The sequence below is a fragment of the Exiguobacterium sp. s127 genome (genome assembly GCF_018618695.1).
Lineage (GTDB): Bacteria > Bacillota > Bacilli > Exiguobacteriales > Exiguobacteriaceae > Exiguobacterium_A > Exiguobacterium_A oxidotolerans.
Genome location: NZ_JACSMO010000011.1, coordinates 15,770 through 37,014, shown reverse-complemented (window position 1 = coordinate 37,014; position 21,245 = coordinate 15,770). Strand labels below are relative to the sequence as shown.

Genomic DNA, 21,245 nt, shown 5'->3' with positions numbered 1-21,245 from the left:
TTATCCGGTCCTTTTTCATATATGTGTCACCAAGTAGCGCCTCATGACTCACATCCTCTACTTCCGCCGACTTCGCTCTAGGACGCAACTTACTCGTCTCAGTGGAAATCAAACGAATGATAACAAAGAAACTCATCCACTGTCGACGTCTAACAGGTAAGTACTTTTCGACGTCCGTTTAGGGACCGAATCAAGAAAACTCACACCGATACGTCGAATCGTGTAATCATCGCGAACAAGTAGGACTTGATTGGGTCAAGAGACTGAAGAGGCATGCTTCCACGAAACTATTTTACCGAGGACTAACATCTTAGTTCTTCAGGAATCGCACCCTCGGAATCTGATAATCGAACGAACTACATCGAACACAATAGATGGACGGTAGAGAAAATTCCTCGCATCGACACGCTCGGTTATCGTTCTTTGACGTATAAAAAAAATTATAAGTAGATTGTATGACGCCTGGAGCACAGCACAGAACAGACTGAGAACCTTTGATTCTTAATCCTAATTTTTGTTAAAGACATCCCGTTCATCGTTTGAAGAGAGAATGGACGGTACCTTTCACTTCTCTTCTATACCGTAAATCGTATCCAAGAAGCTTTGTTTTCCAAGATAGACACGTTCCATCTCAGGCGTGTAGTACATATTCGATGAATTGATTTTCTCTATTACTTTCGCTCGCTCGAATACGATACCATATGTATGTTCTATGGATTTCCGTAAGTCGTCAATTTGTATTCCATCCACACTTAAGTGACCAATGAAATCAACCTGATTCCGTCTTTCTCGCGCCTGATAAAATACATCTCCAGAAGGTACCGGGATGAAGCGGACCTTAGCATCACTCCGACAGATTCGCTCATAGAAGATATCATCGAACCACAGGTTCAGGAGGGGATGCTCTATCTCATCACGTATGTTCTTCATCGTATAGTATCGTCCATCTGAGAAGTGGCTGACGACCCTGCTTCGGAAGTCGGCAACATCCCTCTTCCTGATACCTGCTCGTTCGAGGACCAAGATGTTCATGTAAACCTCTTCCTCGATACAGAACAGGTCGAGACTTTCCTGGAGATTAAGAAGCGCATTCCAGAAAGACCGAGTGTTTTGCGCAGGAGAATCGTCGCGTCGGAAATAATCCTCGGACAACAAGACCCGCCGGAAATACTTCTCACCACTCCCTAACTCTTTCCGGATGACGAGCCCCCATCTCAAATCATATCCGACAATCGACAGGTTCCGCTTGTTCAAGTAGCGATGTCGGAAGTCATCGACCTCAGCTCCGTGTGCATCGTCCAGTTCTTGCAAGGTATAGACGTCTTTAGTCAGTATCGAGCGGATGAACTCCTCTTCATTCACTGATAGCTCAGGTATGTCATGAGCGAGATCATTCTGCGAAGTTATGTAGTCAGACAGCTCCGCCTGTATCAGGCTTCGTGTGGAGGGAATCGACAAACCATAGATTTCCTCTAGGCGTAGGAGGAACGTCTCGAGTTGTATCGGACCCATCTCATCTATAAGGTCTATCAGCCAATCCAGCTTTTTCGTCACCTCCACACCGAACTCAGGCATCCGACGCATTTGTATCGACTCAATCTTGAGATTATCCTTCATGATGTTATGAAGTTCATGATGATTCCTGATATCTAGTGATTCAAAGTATTCCAGGTTTCTATCGTAGATGAGACGTGTATTGTATATACCTGGATTCAAAACAAAAAGCTCCTCGATAGCCACACGTTCCTCGAAGATAGTGTCGAGATCCAGATATCTGATCTGGTGTCCAGCTGATTTCAGGCAACCTTCCGTCCTGTGAGACAGTCCCTCGAAAGCACGTTCTGATATACTATATACCTCCAGCAGCTCCTTTCTACCATATAACTCATCTTCGATAAATGCGAGATAGCGTTGGTAGTGAATTGACACGTGCTCCGTCTCTCGTCCCCTCAAGGCATAATATTTTTCTACGAGTCCCGCCTTCGAGAGTATCGAGGCCTCGCCATTTAGATCCTCATAGAGCCCCTCACTCAAGAGCATGCGCTTCCTCTCTTCTAGTCGGAGCAATGAGTAGACTGCGCGCTTCTCGATGACACCCTTCGGACATTTCTCGAACATGAAGTGGAAAACTTCCCGCGTCTGAAGCAGAACCCGTTCAAAGAAATGGGCATCGAGATCATAGTTTTCATAGAGATATCTCACTCTTCTCGCCTCGACGACATGTGTGAGTGGGATGCTGACGAGTGACTTCATGAGGACCTGACGGACCCTCTCACGCGTGATTCCGTTCGCCTCTCCTATCTCTTGCAATGTCATGCCACTCAATCGCTGCTGTAGCATCGTCCTATGTATTTCAGGAATGATTTCTAGTGCCTCCATCAAACACTTCGTTCTTTTGACGACCCGGTCATCCATAATTTCAAGCATCTCGTTCTGTACTAGGGATTCAAGCCCGATTCGCGCCTCATCGTCCGTCAGCCCTGTCCTCGTTGCCCAGCCGTGGACGGTAGATTGGTCTGTCATGTCGTCGTAGAGAATCGTCAAGTCCCTCTCAATTTTCTTTAGCTGCCGGACACCGATTTTTCTCGAACGCCCCCCCTGCTTCTCCTCGACTAAACTCCACCCACCACCGTCTGCCTTATAAGAGCGGATTAGCTTTGCGAAGGTCACTTGACGTTCCCCACCACCGGTCATCTGTCTGAACATATCGTAATCCAATCCCTCCAACCTTCCATAATTCAGCCCAGATGGTATCAAGAGATTCCGAACGATTTGCTCACTTACTCCACCATCTGCCAAGGCGAGCCTATAGAGTGACTTCCCCTCCATCAAAAATATGATTTCCTCTGAAGTCGCTTCTTTCAATAGTTCTAGGATAGTGCGTCTCGTGTTCGCTCGTACTCTCGCTATGGCTTCCTCGTCATCACTCATGAAGTCCTCGAGATTATATCCTTCCTCCATCACCTTTAAAACCGATGACATGCTTAACTTGCTCGCTTTCGCATCTGCAAGATCAAGGAGCCCAAGCATTCGCATATCCGCAATCATTCCATCATCCTGTGACATCTTTCATATCTTCCCTTCCATCTCTTTACCCCCATTATATACCAATCTTCAATCACACGGGTCGCTCATGTCTACTTCTTCCTCGAGGTATGTTTCGAGGCGTGACTCCTGATTGTCTGCACCGTTACCGCGCAATGAACGATATGTTTTATCAATCTCATCCACCACCCGATTGAAGTCTCCGTTCACCTCGTGCTCCCAATAGCGAAGCACGGTCCAACCCTGACACAGATAATGTTCCGTCTGCTCCTTGTCCCTCTCTCGGTTCCGTTTGATTTTGTTGCGCCAGAACTCGACATTGCTCTTCGGCTCCTTATAGTGGACAGGACATCCATGCCAGAAGCATGAGTCGAGAAAGACGACAAGACGCTGTGCCGGGAAGGTGATGTCTGGCGTCCCTAAGAGCTTCCGATAATTCTTCCGGTAGCGTAACCCCCGATGCCACAATGCGTGCCTCACCTTGACTTCCATCTTCGTATCCGTACCCCTGACCTTGCTGAGGTTCTTGTTCTTGATCGCCATCATATTTCTCCCCTCTGTACATTTCAATATATTCAGCTTTTCCTTTTATCGGTCATCGGGAAACCAAAAAAGGCACCTCCGCATTATTATGCAGGGGCACCTTCTTCACTGGCAAATCTATAATCTTCATTCTGTATATAGTCAGAGACAGTGTCATGAAGAGTATTTAAGTAATCGATTATATCCTCTTTAAATCTGATTAAATCTTCTAAAGTAGAGTCTCTTGCTCCGTCTATAAAAGAAATATTTCCATGCGCCATTTTATTTCTTTTATCTTTTACTAAATTCATACCATTACCTAACTTATTCCCCATGTGATTTCCAGAAATATCAATCCCATGATTTTCAAATATTTTTTTTATTTGCCGCAAATCAATATTTCCACTTAAATCGATATCTTTTTCTGTTAATTCAATCGACTTATTCTCAATGACGTAATTAATCATTTCAACTGCTTTTTCTTTATGCTGATCAAAATTAGTAGTTGTATATTTCAATTTTTTGTAAGAAACATCAATCCATTTATCTTGAAGTTCTTTTGAAATATCGCCATAGGTCATTTCTTGAATCGTTATCTCATCATAGACTTTTTGAAATAATGATCTTATGGTTGATTCGATGAGATTATATAGCATTAACATTGAATTAGCTTTTAGTATTATTAAAAAGTCAGAATGATTTTTGCTATCATCAACGAGCATTTTTTTAAATCTAATATTACCGGACTCTTTATCAACAAATTTATATAAATTGTCTATACAAGAAAAAAAGTACTCAACTTCGCTCACTCTTTTTTCATACTCAAAGTCAGGAGTTGTTATACTCATTGATTTTCAGCTCTCTCCATATTTAATAAACTATCTCTAACGTATTCCACTCTAGCTTTTAACTTAGTCCTTGAATTACTAGCATCAGAGGTTGTCAATCTTTTAAATTCTTCTGATTCCAACCAAGGAAGTACGTCTTTAGGTTTAAGATTCGGATTTAGTTCTAAAGCTAAACTTATTCCTACAGCTAAAGCCTCAAATCTTACTCGCGGAGTTATGTTGCCACTACCTGTTTTCCTAAAACCATAAGGGAAGTACTTCATCGCAAAATCTATCATCTTTGTATATTTTATAGACATTTCGTACATATCAAAATCGTCCATTTTAGAAATAATATATTCATCAATAAACCCGGATACAGAATGTTTGAAGTTCATATAATTTTCAGAGTAGGCAAAAAAACGTAACACAAACTCTACATACCCACCTCGCTCAATGCTCCTTTTACCAATCGGTGCAATTTCCTCAAGATTTGGATCATTTGCAAATGATTCTATCATGTTCATAAATTCACCGGAGTAAGTCCCTCTACGAACTTCAGAATCTAAAGCTCTCAATCCAGATGTATTCAATCTATTGAATAGCTCTTTACGGATTTCTTCACTTGTATTCGTTTGCATGACAATAATTCTCAATGACTTAGACTCTAATTTCCTTTGTTGAGCGGGAGGCAAATCTTTAAATTTAAAACCATTTATTGAATCAAGCTTTTTTAACGAGGTCAACTCCAATTTATTACCTAAAAAAGCTGCTATAGTACTTATACGTTGAACACCGTCTACTATCTCTAATCTTCCATCTTCAGTTTCTGATAAAAATACTAAAGGTATAGGCAAACCAAGTAAAATGGACTCAATCAATCTCGTTTTAGCATCCTCAGACCATACAAAATTTCTTTGATAGTCAGGAACAAAGTATGTTTCATCTTTAAATTTATCAACTATGAACTGTATGGGGAAATCTCTGATATCGTAATCTACTTTTGACTGAAGTTCTAGTATTTGCTTTTCAGCATTTTTTTTCATTGCGGGAGTTATCTTAATCTCAGTGTTTTCAGTCTTGTTTTCCAAAATTTTTGCTCCTCTAATTTAATTATTTAATGTTAACAAGTGAGTAATTATAGATTCTCCTATTACTTCACCTAATTTTACTGGCACTGCATTACCGATTTGAATTCCTAATTTTTTACCGCTAAATTTAGATGACACGTCATAAAATTTATAGTCAATCGGGAAAGTTTGAAGTAAAGCACCCTCTCTATATGACAAAGCTCTATTTTGATCTGGATGTCCAAATCTACCATTGCCATATCCATAAAACTTGGTAGTTATTGTAGGAGCAGGTTTATCCCATCGCATTCTTCCATATACAGCGTCATAGCTTTTTCCACTGTCTTTTTTGTGACATTCTAATCTGATATCTTCGTCCCAATCACGCCAAGTTCCTCCAGGAACAGATTGCATAATCCGATTTATATTTTTCTCATTTAACTTAACTGATCGATGTAATAAATCTCCTCGGTTAATTTCGCCGCTATTTAAAAATGGTAAATTCCCAATAATATCTCTTACCGTCAAGTAGCTTTCTTCTGTATATTTTTTAGGAATCAAAGATATTTTTGAAAATTTTGAAGCGAGTAAAATCAATCTATGCCTTGTCTGAGGCACACCATAATCAGGAGAAAAGACTTTCTCCCATGTGTATTCGTAACCATTTTGACTTAGTGCTTCCAAAAAACTTTCAAATACCTTTTCTTTAGAGAGCTGTGGAACATTTTCCATCGCTACTATGTGAGGTTGTACATCTGCTATAAGCTTAGAAAAATAACCAATCAAATCAACATTCTTTCTATTTTTACCATTTTTTTGATTATATGTCGAGAAAGGTTGACAAGGAGCACAGCCCATAAGGATTTTCACATCCGTATCCGCTGGATATAAATCTAGTATTTCTTGAGCGGTCACTTTAGTAACGTCTTTGTTAATAAAGCATGCATCATTATTACTCTCGTACGCGAACTGGCTTTCACTATCAATATCAATTCCTGCAATTACTTTAATTCCAGAATTTGATACCCCTTTCGTCAAGCCTCCGATTCCACAAAATAAATCAATTGCTGCTACTTTCAAAATAAAACCCTCCAATAAAAAATATAAGCATAGTTCTTCTAGATGTTGAATGTAGTAAAGAAATGCACCCGAAAAAGGGTGCATAAAAGTACAATCGAATATTTTATTTGATAAAAAAAGATTCTTGTTCTGGTACTTTTAAGGGATGAAGAAATTCAATCTGTTCAAGACGCTGACCCATCCGTTCAATGAGACCGACGACTAGTGCGTTCCCCATACAGAAGTAACGCATCCGGTCACTCATCGTGTTCGTCCAGTTATCCGGGAATCCGTTCAGCCGCTCACACTCAAGCGGCGTCAGGAAACGCCGACGTCCGTTGACCTCGACCACGTGAGAACTCCGATTGGTCGTCCCTTCGCTCGTCAGCATCGTCCGGCCAGGCTTGTCGAGATCGTCTATCTCCGACATGCCACCCTCGGCATAGATGTATTTGTGTCCGTCGGCCGATGTCCGCTCGATTTTCTTCGCACCTCGGAGGAAGTTGAACTTCTCGATAGCCGTATCTTTCAGGTAGAACTTTTCTGGCACCGTGTCCTCTGGTTGTAGGATATCACGAAGCGGGGTAGGTTTCTCGAAGACCGGCTCGGTATGGATGGAGTAGAAACGCCCTTCGTGCATATACCCCGAGTTATGGAAATTCGCAGAGAACGTGTCCGAAATCTCGACGATATCGTCCGGCAACATGCCGACGAGGCGACGATTCTTCACGACCTCCGACTTGACCGGGAAGACGGGTGCGAAGAAGCCCTTCTCGAACAGTATGTCGTCCGCCTCATAGGACTCAAGCTCTTTCGAGAAGCCAGAATCATCCCGAGTGGCGAAGATGAACACGCGTCTCCGACGTTGGGCCATACCATACTCTGCTGCATTCAGGACACGCCATTCGACCTTGTAGCCAAGATCACGGAACGTCGCGAGCATGACTGCAAAATCACGTCCTCGTTGTTTCGCCGGCGACTTCAAGAGTCGATCGACGTTCTCGAGAAGGACGTAACGTGGGGTAGTCGCCTCAATGATACGCTTGATTTCCCAGAAGAGTACCCCCTTCTTACCTTGTATCCCCTTCTCACCCGAGAGGCTCCGCGCGACGGAATAGTCCTGGCACGGGAAACCTCCGACGACGAGCTGGGCATCGAGGTTCTTGAATGCCTCGTCCGTCACAGTCGTGATGTCCTCGTTAGAGTGGATACCTTCCTTGAAGTTCGATGCGTAGCAATCGAATGCGTCCTGCGCCTTACGCGAAGGTTCCCACTGGTTCCCCCACACGACCTTGAAAAGGTCTGGATTCGCCTGTTCGAGACCGGTACGGAAACCTCCTACCCCCGCGAACAACTCGATTGTATTTAATCTATTTTTTGTTCCCATGAAATACGAACATCCTTTCGCTATCTATCAGTTTCTCAATTATAGCAGAAAATATTCGCTTTGAACAGATCGAAATTTCGCGTCCTCGCAAGAATCTTTTTCGCCTCTACGCCATGTTATAATGAGGCCATCGAAGCACTAAAATAACTATACATATGGAGAGATGATCATGGAGCCGCAGAATAATGATACGAACGAAATGAAGAACAAGTCCTTCCGCCTGTCGGAAGAGGTGACACGCAGGATTTCTGAGCTGGTACGCGAACGCCAGCTGACGACGAACCAGCTCTTCGAGGAGTTCGTCACATTGAGCGAGAATCGCTCGCACGATCCCTTGCTGACGGAGGAGGACGAGCAGCTCTCTTTGTTACTTCGCCAGATTGGGAACCTTTTCGAGGAACGTTCCCTACGCCTGAAGCGTCAAGCGACAGACATAGAATCCGTCCGTTCGCGTCATGAGGAGGCCGTCTCCCGACTTGAGGCTGAGGTCACGGAAGAACATGCTCGGATTGAGGAGGAAGGACGACTCGCGAGTGAACAGCTCGCGGAACAGGAGAAGATGCTCCTCGCATCCATGGAGAAGGCGGAGACGGAAAGACGAAATGCCGTCGACGCGCTAGCACGTCTTGAGAAGGAGCATGCCGAAACGGTCAAGTCATTGCGTAAGGAGGTCTTCCACCTCGAGGAACAGGTCCGCCGTGGCGACGAGGAGAAGGAGCAGCTGCAACGACAACTCCACAGCCTGACCGAGGTCACGGACGATTACAAGGCCCGCTCACGGAACGTCGAGCGTCTCGAGGAGGAGAACCGGGAACTGATGATGCAGGTAAGGCTTCTCGAGCACGAGAAGGAGCGTCATGCATCAGCCGTCGCGGAACGCATCGAGTTGGCGGTACTACGGGATCGCGAAAGACGGAACAGCGATGATACGGAGGATGACAAATGAGCCACGTCATCCCACGAGACCTCATACCTGGTAAGGTCTATCCTGCCGGGACCGAGTCGTCGCACTTCGCGAACGAGCCTCTGAGAAGCCTTTTTCCGCTTCGGGGAAGGACTACGCGGTCTCGGGAACCAAGGCGGCATTCGTCGCGCCATGGTCGAGGGCAAGGCAGCTCTCGGCAGAGAGGAGGCATTCACAATCCTACTCGATACTGGCAAGCAGGCCGAATGGCAGAACCATCATGATCCTGCGAACGGCATCCTCGTCTACTATGGCGACAATCAGATGCCCGGGAAGGACTTCCGCGACACGAAGCAACGCGGGAACAAGACATTCCTGAAGTGGCCGGGCTTATGATTCGAAGGCGAGTCATCATGCTCCATTCTTCTACTTCGAGCGTGTCGGCCGTGACGTGCGGTACGTCGGTCTCGCCCTCCCCCATGTCGACGGCATGATGCTCGACGAGGCGCTCTATCGAAAGACGTTCCATCATCTGGAATCCGGTGACACATACGAGAACCTGGTCGCCCGCTTCACCGTCCTCCCCATCTGGATACCCGGGGAATGGTTGCTCGACCTGAAGCTCGGCATGGAAAAGAGCGTACATGAGCCCACCGCCTGGTGCACGTTCCGCCGGAATCGTGCGAATCCGGGGACGACGAGCCTTGTGTCACCCTCACCATCCTCCTCCGAAGAGCTCATGTCTCTACGGACTCGAAACCATGAGGGCATGCGGATGACGCGTTATCGCATCTCCCAGTCCCGTTTCCGCGATGCACTACTGAGACGGAGCGCATGTTGTGAGCTCTGCGAGCTCGACGTACGCGAGTTGTTCGTCGCAAGCCATATCCTCCCCTGGGCATTATCGGACGCATCGCAGAAGGATGACCCGGACAACGGTCTCGTCCTCTGCGTGATGCATGACGGCCTCTTCGACAAGGGGTTCACCTCCTTCGCATCAGATGGCCGGCTACTCGTGACGCCACACCTGGACGAGGAAAACCGACGTCTCGCGGGATTACGGGAAGACATGTCCATCGAGAACTGGACCGGACGGGAGGACTATATGCGTCGCCATCGCATCCGCTTCGATGAGGCACATTGATGGCTTCAAAGGACGTCTCCAGTCATCCGAAACCCACATGGATGAATGAACGAAAAAGGGATGGACCTGGTCCATCCCTTTTTTCATGTATATCGTCCTATTTTTTCATCCTGAGCGAGAAACCCGGTGTCAATCTGATGACGCGATAGAGGACAAAGATCCCCATCAACAGGATAGGATACGTCGTCCTGATTTCCCGGGCCAGGAAGAACAGCATCGGAACAGCGATGAGAAGCGCCAGCATACAGTAGCTGATCAGGAATAGGACCTGCTCGTTCCTCCTTATCGACGGGGACCATCCTTCGATAAGGAGGAAGAGAATCTGTCCCCCATCGAGCATGAGGAGAGGAAGACAGTTCGCCAAGCCGATGAACAGGCTCGCCGCCGCCAGCAACTCAATCATCGAACCGAACGTGGGTGGTCCGTCCGCCAGAAAGATGGACAGGCTGTCGTACAGGAAACGCAAGGGATCCTCTAACCAAGGAGCAATCAGTCGGTCCAAACCGGATACGAACGAGCTGCTCGGATCAATCACTTGAAGAAGAGACAGACAACCGACCGGGACGAGGATGATGCTGGTGAGCAATCCGGTCGCGATGAAGACGATGCGTCTCAATCGAGTGATCGTGGAACCCGAGGGCATGACATATCCTCCGAGCGGAATCATGCAGATTTGATAGGTGACGCCACGATGAGACTTCCTGACGAGGACGGGACCGAACCCTATCGAGAACGTGGAGACATCGATACCCGAAATCCTCGCTCCGATGACATGTCCGAGCTCATGGAGCGTCGTGGCAAGTAGAAAAGTGAAAAGTAACATTGTGTAGGACATCTTCCTACTCCTTACGAAGGATTCGATGAGCTCAAGCCTCTTCGGAAGAAAGCCAATCGAGCTCATCGGACTCTTGATATATCCAAATAAATGACGCTTTCCGAAACATGGAAAAGGGAGCAGGGTTCCGTGATACGTCGAGAAACCCTACCCCCTCCAATCCGATTTATCAGGTCTTTGACTTTTGCAGAGACCACACTTACAATCGCAAGACTCAGTCGAACAGCGAAACGATTTCGTCATAGTCGACGGTCGGGTCAGGACGGAGTTCACCATTCTCGATCGCGTCGAGCATGCGCTGTTCCTTCATCTTGAGACGGTCATAGATTTTCTCGTCGACCATTCCATGTGCCTCCGGCTGTCCCTGCATCATCATGTAGTGATAACGCGTGTACTGTCCTTGCGGCAAACCGAGTCGATGGATACGATCCCGCGATTGCAGCATGTGTGTCAGGTTGAAGGAATACTCCAGATAGACCGCGTCATGACAGACGTGATGGAGAGAGACCGATTCGGCGAGGGTATGTGGATTCGTGATGATGACGTCGAGCTCACCCGCCTGGAACGACTTGATGATACGCTCGCGCTCCTCGAGTGGTGTGCTTCCATAGATGGCCTCGGCCTTGATGCCACGTGCAAGAAGCTCTGTATGGAACTGATCAATCGTATGGATGAATATACACCAGACGACGGACGTTTTCCCTTCATCGTATAGATCGGAGACGAGCTCCACTGCTGCACGGAACTTCCGTGTCTTCGGCACACGACGTAGAAGCTCGACCTCCGACCAATCGAGCACGACCGGAGTGGTGTCCGATTGTTTCGTGAAGGATAATCCTGTGGCTTCCTCTTCCCCATACATCTCCTGGAAGTCGAGCGCCCGTAACAGGAGTTCGGGGCAGGTGGACGCCTGAAGGAGTCGGATGTACATGCTGAACGCGTTACCCATGTACTTACGATGGATCAGGTCGATGATGGCCTGTTCGGCATCGTTCGCCTCCACGTGGTATTGGATGTCCGGTTCTGCCTGTGGCACCTGTAGTTCGTGCTTCGTCGTCCGCCAGAAGAATGGCAACAGCTTGGCATTGATTTCCTCAATCCTTGTCGAGGTGGGATTCTTCAATTCACTTGGTTTGAAGTTGAAGAAACTCTTATAGTCCTCGGCGTATAGGATGTTGAGGAAGTTATAGACGTCCTCATAGGTGTTCGGTATCGGTGTACCGGTCAGGACGTACTTGTAGGACGTCAGCGTCGAAAGACGTTTCGCGATTTGGGCGCGCTTGCTCTTCATGCCCTTGATTTTATGGACCTCGTCGAAGACGAGCATCGTGCGGCCATCGATGACGTCACTCAGTACACCCTCGAATCGACCAAGTGACTCATAGTTGACGAGGACGAGGTCGAACGAATCTCCACCGAGACGGAGTTGTCGGATGGGTTCGTCCGTGTCATGGATGTTGAGTAGCCGAAGCTCTCGCTTCGTCCCGAAGTTCTCGACGTATTCGTCCTTCCAGGCGAGGAAGGTGTTCTTCGGACCAATCATGATGATTTTGTTCACCCGATCAATCTCCTGTGAGGAGAGATAGGCGAATGCCCCGTATACCATCGAGGTCTTCCCCGCGCCTGGTACGGAGAAGTTGGCGGCACGATGCATCTCCGCCATGTAGAAGGCGGACTGCATCTGTTTATCGCGGAGCTCACGATGGAGCTCACGATCGACGATTGACGCGAAGCGGGCGTACTTGTCCTCGATACGATCATCTTGCGTCTTCAAAAGCATCGCATAGTTCGAGCGTTCCTCGATGAGATAGGTCTGTCGGTCGAGATATTCGGCCAGCGCACGTGTCACTACGACATCGAAGTCTCGTCGTCGACCTAATTTCTCGAAGAGCTCGATGATTTTCCGCATCTCCACGTATGTCAATTCCTCGCGAAAATGAGGATACCCCTTCTCCACGTGATAATAAGGCTTCAGCTTCGTCTTGATGGTGAGCTCGTTCGCTTTTATTTTCCCTGGCGCTACGTTGTCGTGTATCACGAACCGGCCATCGTCCACCGTCAGGATCATCGCGTCCTCCTGCAGCATCTCCTTGTCCAATATGATCGTCCCCTTGTCGTATGTCAGTATCTTCTTGATGATGAGTTCCTCGATATGTTTGACGTAGATGTTCTCCTCACGCATGCGGTCCGCCCAGAGCAGGTCGAACTCGCGGCGCGCACGAGGAATCTTCTCGATGTCGAAGGGCGAGGAGAGCCATGTCGTCGTGATGTCGAAGGACTCGAAGTTGTTCTGGATGGCGGCGCTCGTCTCATTGTTCGATCCTGTGAAATAGATGATGTTACCGGCACCGTCCTCGACGAGGCCGAACTTCGAATGGAAGAGCCCGGACGACTTGAACCCGATGCGGATGTCGACGACACCACTCGCAATCAGATGCGCGAGGTTGCAGTAGTCCATCATCTCCTGGTCATCGAGCCGTTCGTCGAGTCGTTCGAGTAGACTTTCTACGGTCTGTTCCCGTAGGGCATAGCCCTGCCTTATCAGTCCTACGTCCTCCTCGCTCAATTCCTCTGAGACGATGAGGCGCATCCGTCCACCATTCTGGACGAGTCCCTTGACGCCCTGACCATAGGAGGCCAGTGCCTTCGAGCTGAAGTACCCGCTGACCCGGTCATAGGAAACCGCCCTTCCGAGGACGGGCGTATAGAAGTCCTTGCCGATTTGATGCTCCGTCGTGTAATAGGATGGGCGTAGCACCAGGTCACGGAAGTCAGAGTCGTGATTCATAGGCCTCTAGTTCCTTCCGAATCTGCTCGACGAGACGGGAGAACTCCTTCTTCGATCCGACGTCCATCCGAGCAATCTGGTCCGCATCGACGTTGTCGAGCGTCCGGATGACCGTGTTCAATGAATCGATCGGCTTCATCTTGACACGGGTCAACACCGTCTCGTCCACTCGCTTGCTGACGATAGAGCTTGCTTCCTCGCGTACGTTCTTGAGGTTCTCGTTCAACTTCTTGACCGTATTCACCGTCACGCTGACTTCTTCCTGATATGCTTCGTAGACGTCCTCGACGATTTCGTCATATTCATCCAGGAACTGTTCACGATTTCCCGCTTGGATGATTTCTTTGCCGATGCGTCGGATGTATCTCGTCAGGTCCCCATCCTTCGAGAGAGTCATCGAAGTGAACAGCGCACTCTTGACACGATCATGTTCCTCCTCGTCCTTCTCCTTGTTCAGGATGAGCATGATTTCCTGAAGCGGACCATCGAGTTCCATGTCGCGTGCGACGTAATATTTTCCTTCTGCGTTGATGAACGTAAGGAACTCGACCATGAGGTTCGCCTTCTTGAGCATCTTCTTGACGTCTCCCTCGGTCTTGTTCGTGTTCGAGGCATATTCCTTCACCGTGAAGTATTTGTTCTTTTCGATGTCGTTGTAGACCTCGACCAGGTTGTCGATGGCGTTGTAGTCGACCGGCCGCTCCTCACCATGTTGCAGGTTGAGCTCGAGTCGCTTGATGTCGATGGCGGAGAGACCTTCCGATGGGTCAAGGATGACCGCCTCGAAGAACGTCGTCTTCCCTTCACGCTTTAATTGACGAAGACACGTGTAACGACGATTCCCGTCGACGACCGTCCCGTCGTTCAGGACGACGCCGGGCAGACGCTGTCCGAAGAGATCAATGTTCTTCTTCGTCTTGTCGAGTGCCAACTTATTGGACTCGACGATGAATTGTTCGACGAGATCATTGTAATCCTCCTTCGAGAGGGTCTGGATGTCCTTGCCTTCCGACTCATAACGGTTCATCGAGCTGATGATACGTCCGTTCTGACGGTTATAGAGTAAGTGTTCGAGTGGAATCTGGTATACCGGATAGCTACGTGTTTTTCCTTTGATCGTCAGCTTGCGCGTCCCGTCCGTCAAAGAGATGCTTTTTCCGATTTCTTTCTGTAGGTCGATCGTGTTTTCGAAGTTCATGTCGTGTGATTCCTCCCAAATGTCATGTGCATCCTCGTATGAGCATGCGTTCTCATATCTAAATTTTACACATTTATAGAAAATAAAGACAATCTGTTTTAGAAAATAAGTAAGGGAAATTAGAATGCTCTTACTTGTTTTGTATTTTCAGATGGATACAGGCATCCGGTGGCCGGATGCCTGTTCCAAATACTAGTCTCGACGCAGATATTGTTCCAGTGCGAGACGGATGATGTCCTCCGGTCTCGTCCCTTCCTCTTTCGCCCGATTCTGTAGGTTCTTCAACAACGGATCGTCGGCGTTCCCGAAATCGATTTGTATCTTGGCGGTACGGCGTGGAGGCAGCTGGTCCATGACGCGCTCATCCTTGCGCTCGTTGAGCATCCGTTTGACCTCGCGTAGTTCTTCCCGTGTCATCTCATAGACGGTCTTCTCACCATCTCCGATAGGATATGTACGTCCATCGAGCATTGCCGCTCGTGGGTCTTCCGGCCAGGATAACAATTCCGCGAGCTTCGATGACGTGAGGTCCTCCGAGATCGCCTGCGTGAGCAGTTCCTCACCGAAGACGTTCCAGAAAGAGACGAACCGGCTGACTTGCGACTGCGACATTCCGATTTTCTCGAGGAACTCGAGCCATCCGCCCTCCTCCTTCCGGAATTCCGTACGCGTGTCCTCGTTGCGGAACAACTCATGGGCATGGGCGAGGACACGGCACTTCTCGACGAAGCTCGTCGCATGGATGGCATCGATATGATTATAGTACTGTACCAACTCGTCCATGTTCCCCGGAAGGTTCTTCGAGATGACGCGCGAGAGCGCGGTCGCCGACAAGGACTGATAAGGGTTCTTGACCGTCGTCGACGCTGAGAACTTCTTCACGGCATCGATTTTCTCTTCCCTTGCGTCAGGTTTCGGTCCTGTCGCCGGTAGCGTCCCGTTCGCCTGGAAACTCGAGAACGTCGGTGCATTCTTTTTGCGACTCATAAGGCGAATACCTCCTCAGCGAGCTTGAGGTAGGCGTCAGTAGCGGGTCCCTTGTGATCGATGACCGGACGTGACTCACGCTGGAGGGACTGGACCTTGACCATGTAAGGGATCGTCGTCAGCACCGGGATGCCGACCTCACGTCCGAGGTCGACGAGCTCCTCGACCGTCGTCAGATCACCTTTCGAGCGCGATCCGACCATCGTCGGGACGAATGCCGCGATATGGATGTCCTCCTTATAGCGTTTCATCTCTTCTAGTTCCTCCGGTGCCGTGTAGACGGCATCCATCGAGAACTTCTGCATCTGTACCGGCATGACGATGATGTCCTGAGCGACCAGTGCACAACGTGCGTATGGGTTCAGGGCAGACGTCGAACCTGGGCAGTCGATGAGACAGACGTCGAACAGTTCCTCGACGCGTGCCAACTCCTCGCTGAGTCTGTATTCGTAGCCCATCTGGCTCGTCAACCCTGTCGGCGAGGCCGAGCGGCGTGTCGGTATGAGATGGATGGTCCCGGTCTCATACTCGCAATTGACGATGACTTGCTCGATTGGTGAATAGAACGGATCATTCTCCTCGAGTAGGCAATCGAGCAAGACCTTCCCTGGGTAGTCCTCGGTCAGGCCGAGGCCGTTCGACGTCGAGGCCTGGTCATCCGCATCGATGACGAGAACCCGTAGGCCGTCCCTCGCGTAGGCATGCGCAAGGTTGATCGTCGTCGTCGACTTCCCTACCCCGCCCTTACGGTTGTACAATGCGATTTTTTTCATCGGTCTTCGTCCCCTTCCATGGCATCTGCTTCTGGCCTGTCTTCTATGATTTCACGTACGAGTGTCTCCTCGATCATCTGTGAGAGCAGCTCACTGATGCTGAGACCACGTGCGCTCGCGATTCGTTGTATCTTTTCGGACGTCTCGGATGGGACGCGTGCCGATACGACGGTCGACGTCGCATCCTTCTGTCGGAAGGCACTGACCTTCACCCCTGACGTACTGGATCGGTTCGCCCGGATTTCACGGACGGTCGCCTGTTCGATCGGCTTCCGGCCATCCGTCACGGGAAGTCCGTTCAGTACGACGTCCTCCGGGTCCTCGACGTACATCAACTCGAATATCTTCGAGGCTGGTAGGCTGCCGAGCGATTCCTCGAGAGGCTGTAAAGTGTCGTATGCCTTAACGTAGCGGGAGGCCAGGGAGTTCGACATGCTGACGACCTCGAGGAAGCTCCGCCATTCTTGGTTGTCATGCATCTCCGACTTCGCGATCGAGAGACGTTTACCGATTTCGAAGACAGAGATGGTCTGCACCTTCGCGAGCTCCTGGATCTCGAGGGCCAGGTTCTCGAGGTCACGCGAGACCGGGAGCTTCTGGACGACGGACCCGATGTCCGTCAACCCACTCCGGTAAGGATGCTGCTCCTGCGGCTTGACCTTATGGATTTGTCTGTTACGTGCCTTCATCCTGGGTTCCCTCCCTCTGTCATGAGTCTCGCAAGTTCCCTGAACGGGAGTGCGAGCTCGATACCTTCCTTCGACTTATATTGAAGGACGCTCTTTCCGTTGTCTGCCGCCTTCTCGATGAACGCTGCACGACGGACGGAAGGTAGTATGTCGAGTCCCTCCGACTCTGCGAGCGTGCGCATCGACTCGGCATATTCACGGTCACCTTTGAGGCCAGCATCGATTGCGACCGGCATGATTCCGGTCAGTTCGAGCGAGGCATTGTAGAACTTCTTCACCTGACGAATCGTCCGGATGGTGCTGCCGAGCTGGTCATATACCAACTTCTTCGGCATGAAGGGCACTACGACATGGTCCGCACAGGATAGAACGACCTTTGAAAGCTCATTTATTGAGGGCACAGAGTCGAGTATGATCCAATCGAACTCCTCGGCTAATGGTTCCAACATGTCTTTTAATAAGAAGAGCTTGTCCTGCTCCGATATCAGATTGATGAGTCGGGCGTTCCGTTCGTTGGAGGGAAGGAGACTGACATTATGCTTCTCGTCGTCGAACAGGATGTCCTCGATGGCGAGTCCTCTCGCATGGACGTCAAAGAGCGTCATGTATTTGATTGTATCTGACTCCTTGAGCATCAGCTTGCTAAGGGAACCTTGTGGATCGAGGTCCACGAGCAGTGTGCGTTGTCCAAGTTCACCGAGAGCATGGCCCATGTTGAGGGAACAGGTGGTCTTCCCGGAACCTCCCTTTGATATGTAGAACGTCAGAATGTTCATCATCTCTCCCCTTTCTGTTTCCATCATCACATACAAGTCGATTGAAGACAATAATTTTATAGTTCGTTGTCGTTTTTAAGTGATATTTATTTGTATATAAAGTTATTATCATGTATACGTTTCGATGTCGAAATGTATACAATGTTTTTTGTCGTTCTTTTCGTACTTCAATCAATAGAGCGAACTTTATTTTTACAAGATGATGACATGAGGGCTTACCAGATTATCTTCATTACAAATATTCAAGGAGATTAAAGAGATTAAAAAAGAATTAAAAGGAATTGGAAAACGAGAATCGATCATAGAGCATTGGATGCCAACGTTTCTTGCTGATATCGACATCTGATAAAGAGACAGGATGATTTGAGGAAGTTCTCTTTCGTTTGAATTATGTGCTCCTGATACTCGTTTTCGTTCTGAACGAGTCGTTTCTTTGTATTCATTACCTTTTTTAGTGTCACAGGTATTTGTTTTTTTTCCTGAACGGTATGACACATTCGAAAAACCGCCAGGATGGACGTCCCGGATGCGTCCGTATCCTTTTTCGAGCCCGATGACGCCGATATGGGAGATGTTTTTACTCGTTTTCACCATCTTTTTCAGAAAAGAGCATGACAAATAGACCATCATGCGATGGCCAATTTTTCCGAGAGTCGTCTCAGACGCTCATTGAGATAGAGGACTGGGGACTGGAAGAAGAGACTGTAGACGTCCGTCTCCTGTAGGCGTTCCCCGTAGCGGAGGAAGTCGTTCCGGATCGAACGCAGGACCTCGTCACAGGCATCGAACCCGTACGTGTCGCTGAGCGACTTGAGGGAAGCCTGCGGCACCTCGAGCAGGTCGAAGTCGACGAAGTCACGGGCAACCTCACGAAGGTCGAACCAACCGATGAGCGTGCTCGCGCGTTCCGCCTCGCGGATGCGTCTGCTGTCGACCTTCTCCCCAATCTTCATCTGGAACATGAGTGGACGTGTGACGGTATGTATGCGTCGCTTGAGCGAGATGTTACCCTTGACGGCCGACAGGAAGTCCTTCGTGTCCTCGACGAGCTGTACGTCGAAGATGCGTGAGAGCTGGTCGAGCATGCCCTTCACCGCAAGACGATGGCCACAGTAGCGAGGGAGGAAGCCCTTCACCTCGTCATAGGTGAGGATGGCCTTCTCCTGAGACTGGACATGGATGTCGCGTTCCACCTGTACGAGGGCACGCAATGCCACGCGAAGGATGTTGACGTGATTGATTTCCATGAGATGACGGATCATCCCGCACCAGATGGAGGTATATCCCGTCTTCGAACCGAAGCTGCCTGATTCCTCCGTGAGGTCACGATAGTTGGAGAGGTAGTCGACGAGCTCGATCGATAGGACGCCGGTGAAATGGAAGTCATACCGGATGAGCCCCGCCTCCTCGAACAGACGTAGGTTGTCGTGCAATGAACGGACGGAGGTCCGGGCATGGTCCGCGAGCGCCTCGCTCTCGACGAGGGACAACATGCCCTTGTCGTCACAATGCGAGAGCAACGTGAGAAGATGGCGGATCCGCGACTTCGTCCATTTCAGAGCGAGGAATGGTCCGGGGATGTTATAGTGATGCTGCTCATACATAAAGCCTTCTTCTCGTTTCGTCCAACGTGTCAGACCGCTCATGGCGATCAGCACCTTGTTCGCGACCAATACGTGTCTGTTCTGCTGATTCATCGACATTGCCTACACCTCCCCTACTCTGTGAACTATTAAGATTAGTATCCTGTCCAGGGGGAGAACTGTCAAAACGCGTCTCTGGTACGGTCAAAGACGACCAACATGTCAGAAACGTTGATATGAAGCCGTTTCCATAAGTCAAAAAGATGTCATTTCGGTACGGTCGAAAACGACCAAAATCCAAGGAATCCCGATATGAAGCCATCCATGGCCTCTCTTAGCTATTATTTTCATGATTTTCTGACTGCCGGATGTCGCCCCGGTACGGTGGCTGGCGACCAGAACGTCAAAAGTGTCGTTCCGGTACGGTGGAAGACGACCGGAACAAGGAAAAGTGTCGTTCCGGTACGGTGGAAGACGACAAATCTTGTTGTGGAACGATTAAAAAAAAATTTAAGAAATCTGAAGAATTCTTTAAAATGTCGTTCTGGTACGGGGATTCGCGACCATTCTTTCTAAAATGTCGTTCCGGTACGGTGACAGGCGACCAAAACAATAAAAGTGTCATTTCGGTACGGTCAAAAACGACAGAAATCATCTCTAATCGATGAATATATGTCGTTCTGGTACGGGATTGGACGACCATAATCAAAAATTGATCGTTTTACGACATAATTCGACATCTACATTGATTCCAATCCGATATCTCTAATCTAAGATCCACAATGTATATCTAGACTAATATTCTATAAAGGGAACGTATGTTCTAAAAGTATTTTTATCTCGATGACTGTCTTCAATCCAACGACCATGATTGTCCATCGAAATTGGTAAGTAGAGTACGGTACATGACGACCAAAACTGTCCGATTCCCTCCTATTAGTTTGTTCCGTCTGTGATTACGACCGATATCACCCTAACACATCATCAATCCAAATGTGATTCTTCACGAGAGAATGGAAGGTCGTCTGTTCGGATGCTACACGAATGGGAATCAGTCGATAGTACGATACCGGATATGGAAAAGATGTTCGACCTGAGCTCAGATGGCATATTCTTGTTGATGTTGGCATTGTTCCTACTCTACTGCGTCACCTTTTACTCCGCCTTGGTGATCGAATCGTGAAAACTATCATTAGGTCTAAAAGAAATGAGGACATCGGAAAAGAAGCATACAGAAAGTCCAGCTACATGGAGAGATGGAGCCTTGGCCGTCGGTGTGGATTTGGAGAAGTATGAGAGACATATGAGTGACTTCATCGAATGATATCCATACCGATGGATAATCTGACTAGCATGGAATGGCTGACCACGGAGATGGATGAGGATGAAAAAAATAGAATAAGGATGGAATTTCTGACGAAGTTCGATCAGGTAATGATTGACGAAGAATGAAGACGTAAGCAACGGATGAATCAAGAGATTGAAGGTATATTCGAAGGCTTCAAGGAAAACAGGTACGTAGGCTTTACGGATGGATAAGCAGTGAGACGGACATGAAACGATAGGATACATGGGAATAGAAGAAGAGCGTACGGATAAAAAACCGTACGCTCTTCTTCTGTTAGAAAGTAAGACATTAACCTCTCCATAGATATAAC

Annotated in this window: 16 protein-coding genes and 2 pseudogenes; 4 read left to right on the top strand and 14 right to left on the bottom strand. The window is 48.5% G+C overall.

Annotation, left to right across the window (positions count from 1 at the left end):
• Window positions 1–564: 564 nt before the first annotated feature.
• The 6 genes from KNP98_RS13195 to dcm form a co-directional block, all read right to left on the bottom strand.
• A complete protein-coding gene (locus KNP98_RS13195) occupies window positions 565–3,066 on the bottom strand; it encodes a sigma factor-like helix-turn-helix DNA-binding protein (protein ID WP_214811786.1) in 2,502 nt (833 codons plus the stop codon).
• A 48-nt stretch (window positions 3,067–3,114) separates the two neighbouring features.
• Window positions 3,115–3,588, bottom strand: coding sequence for a very short patch repair endonuclease (locus tag KNP98_RS13190; protein WP_251135186.1), 474 nt, complete (start codon window positions 3,586–3,588; stop codon window positions 3,115–3,117).
• An 86-nt stretch (window positions 3,589–3,674) separates the two neighbouring features.
• Window positions 3,675–4,415, bottom strand: coding sequence for an MAE_28990/MAE_18760 family HEPN-like nuclease (locus KNP98_RS13185; RefSeq protein ID WP_214811780.1), 741 nt, complete (start codon window positions 4,413–4,415; stop codon window positions 3,675–3,677).
• Window positions 4,412–5,485 (bottom strand): DUF262 domain-containing protein, encoded by a 1,074-nt coding sequence (locus KNP98_RS13180; protein WP_214811777.1) that lies wholly within the window; start codon window positions 5,483–5,485, stop codon window positions 4,412–4,414. Before KNP98_RS13180 ends, KNP98_RS13185 begins: the two co-directional genes overlap by 4 nt.
• 18 nt (window positions 5,486–5,503) lie before the next feature.
• Window positions 5,504–6,544, bottom strand: a complete 1,041-nt coding sequence (locus KNP98_RS13175; protein WP_214811774.1) for a DNA cytosine methyltransferase — start codon at window positions 6,542–6,544, stop codon at window positions 5,504–5,506.
• Between the two features lie 103 nt (window positions 6,545–6,647).
• A complete protein-coding gene (dcm, locus tag KNP98_RS13170; protein WP_214811772.1) occupies window positions 6,648–7,910 on the bottom strand; it encodes a DNA (cytosine-5-)-methyltransferase in 1,263 nt (420 codons plus the stop codon).
• Between the two features lie 169 nt (window positions 7,911–8,079).
• Here dcm and KNP98_RS13165 point away from each other — a divergent pair, with 169 nt between their 5' ends.
• The 4 genes and pseudogenes from KNP98_RS13165 (at window position 8,080) to KNP98_RS16105 (ending at window position 9,958) form a co-directional block, all read left to right on the top strand.
• Window positions 8,080–8,856, top strand: coding sequence for a coiled-coil domain-containing protein (locus tag KNP98_RS13165; RefSeq protein ID WP_214811769.1), 777 nt, complete (start codon window positions 8,080–8,082; stop codon window positions 8,854–8,856).
• Window positions 8,857–8,979: 123 nt separating this feature from the next.
• Window positions 8,980–9,210 (top strand): annotated as a pseudogene (locus KNP98_RS16290) (hypothetical protein); the annotation flags it as partial.
• Between the two features lie 7 nt (window positions 9,211–9,217).
• A pseudogene (locus KNP98_RS16190) lies at window positions 9,218–9,475 on the top strand (hypothetical protein); the annotation flags it as partial.
• A 78-nt stretch (window positions 9,476–9,553) separates the two neighbouring features.
• Window positions 9,554–9,958: an HNH endonuclease gene (locus tag KNP98_RS16105; RefSeq protein WP_353048596.1), complete on the top strand. Its 405-nt coding sequence runs from the start codon at window positions 9,554–9,556 to the stop codon at window positions 9,956–9,958.
• 97 nt (window positions 9,959–10,055) lie between these two features.
• On the opposite strand, the gene KNP98_RS13150 is transcribed toward KNP98_RS16105, so the two are convergent.
• The 8 genes from KNP98_RS13150 to KNP98_RS13115 all read right to left on the bottom strand — a co-directional run bounded on the left by KNP98_RS13150 (window position 10,056) and on the right by KNP98_RS13115 (window position 19,707).
• On the bottom strand, window positions 10,056–10,793 hold the full coding sequence (locus KNP98_RS13150) for a site-2 protease family protein (protein WP_214811761.1): 738 nt from the start codon (window positions 10,791–10,793) through the stop codon (window positions 10,056–10,058).
• A gap of 214 nt (window positions 10,794–11,007) precedes the next feature.
• Window positions 11,008–13,581, bottom strand: a complete 2,574-nt coding sequence (locus KNP98_RS13145) for an SNF2-related protein (protein WP_214811760.1) — start codon at window positions 13,579–13,581, stop codon at window positions 11,008–11,010.
• The gene (locus tag KNP98_RS13140) at window positions 13,565–14,779 is read right to left on the bottom strand and encodes a hypothetical protein (protein WP_214811757.1); all 1,215 of its coding nucleotides are present in this window, start codon (window positions 14,777–14,779) and stop codon (window positions 13,565–13,567) included. Before KNP98_RS13140 ends, KNP98_RS13145 begins: the two co-directional genes overlap by 17 nt.
• Window positions 14,780–14,971: 192 nt before the next feature.
• A complete protein-coding gene (locus tag KNP98_RS13135) occupies window positions 14,972–15,766 on the bottom strand; it encodes a hypothetical protein (RefSeq protein WP_214811755.1) in 795 nt (264 codons plus the stop codon).
• Window positions 15,763–16,539 carry a ParA family protein gene (locus KNP98_RS13130; protein ID WP_214811753.1) on the bottom strand — a complete coding sequence of 259 codons (777 nt, stop codon included), beginning with the start codon at window positions 16,537–16,539 and terminating at the stop codon, window positions 15,763–15,765. The genes KNP98_RS13135 and KNP98_RS13130 overlap by 4 nt, the downstream gene beginning before the upstream one ends.
• Entirely contained in the window at window positions 16,536–17,228 is a 693-nt protein-coding gene (locus KNP98_RS13125) for a hypothetical protein (protein WP_214811752.1), read from the bottom strand. Before KNP98_RS13125 ends, KNP98_RS13130 begins: the two co-directional genes overlap by 4 nt.
• Window positions 17,225–18,004 carry a ParA family protein gene (locus tag KNP98_RS13120; protein WP_214811750.1) on the bottom strand — a complete coding sequence of 260 codons (780 nt, stop codon included), beginning with the start codon at window positions 18,002–18,004 and terminating at the stop codon, window positions 17,225–17,227. Before KNP98_RS13120 ends, KNP98_RS13125 begins: the two co-directional genes overlap by 4 nt.
• Window positions 18,005–18,630: 626 nt before the next feature.
• Window positions 18,631–19,707, bottom strand: coding sequence for a hypothetical protein (locus KNP98_RS13115; RefSeq protein ID WP_214811746.1), 1,077 nt, complete (start codon window positions 19,705–19,707; stop codon window positions 18,631–18,633).
• Between the last annotated feature and the right edge of the window lie 1,538 nt (window positions 19,708–21,245).

Bases quoted from the DNA above. Each gene is read 5' to 3' on its own strand.
- KNP98_RS13195 (WP_214811786.1), bottom strand. From the start codon at position 3,066: ATGTCACAGGATGATGGAATGATTGCGGATATGCGAATGCTTGGGCTC.
- KNP98_RS13190 (WP_251135186.1), bottom strand. From the start codon at position 3,588: ATGGCGATCAAGAACAAGAACCTCAGCAAGGTCAGGGGTACGGATACG.
- KNP98_RS13185 (WP_214811780.1), bottom strand. From the start codon at position 4,415: ATGAGTATAACAACTCCTGACTTTGAGTATGAAAAAAGAGTGAGCGAA.
- dcm (WP_214811772.1), bottom strand. From the start codon at position 7,910: ATGGGAACAAAAAATAGATTAAATACAATCGAGTTGTTCGCGGGGGTA.
- KNP98_RS13165 (WP_214811769.1), top strand. From the start codon at position 8,080: ATGGAGCCGCAGAATAATGATACGAACGAAATGAAGAACAAGTCCTTC.
- KNP98_RS16105 (WP_353048596.1), top strand. From the start codon at position 9,554: ATGTCTCTACGGACTCGAAACCATGAGGGCATGCGGATGACGCGTTAT.
- KNP98_RS13150 (WP_214811761.1), bottom strand. From the start codon at position 10,793: ATGTCCTACACAATGTTACTTTTCACTTTTCTACTTGCCACGACGCTC.
- KNP98_RS13145 (WP_214811760.1), bottom strand. From the start codon at position 13,581: ATGAATCACGACTCTGACTTCCGTGACCTGGTGCTACGCCCATCCTAT.
- KNP98_RS13140 (WP_214811757.1), bottom strand. From the start codon at position 14,779: ATGAACTTCGAAAACACGATCGACCTACAGAAAGAAATCGGAAAAAGC.
- KNP98_RS13135 (WP_214811755.1), bottom strand. From the start codon at position 15,766: ATGAGTCGCAAAAAGAATGCACCGACGTTCTCGAGTTTCCAGGCGAAC.
- KNP98_RS13130 (WP_214811753.1), bottom strand. From the start codon at position 16,539: ATGAAAAAAATCGCATTGTACAACCGTAAGGGCGGGGTAGGGAAGTCG.
- KNP98_RS13125 (WP_214811752.1), bottom strand. From the start codon at position 17,228: ATGAAGGCACGTAACAGACAAATCCATAAGGTCAAGCCGCAGGAGCAG.
- KNP98_RS13120 (WP_214811750.1), bottom strand. From the start codon at position 18,004: ATGAACATTCTGACGTTCTACATATCAAAGGGAGGTTCCGGGAAGACC.
- KNP98_RS13115 (WP_214811746.1), bottom strand. From the start codon at position 19,707: ATGTCGATGAATCAGCAGAACAGACACGTATTGGTCGCGAACAAGGTG.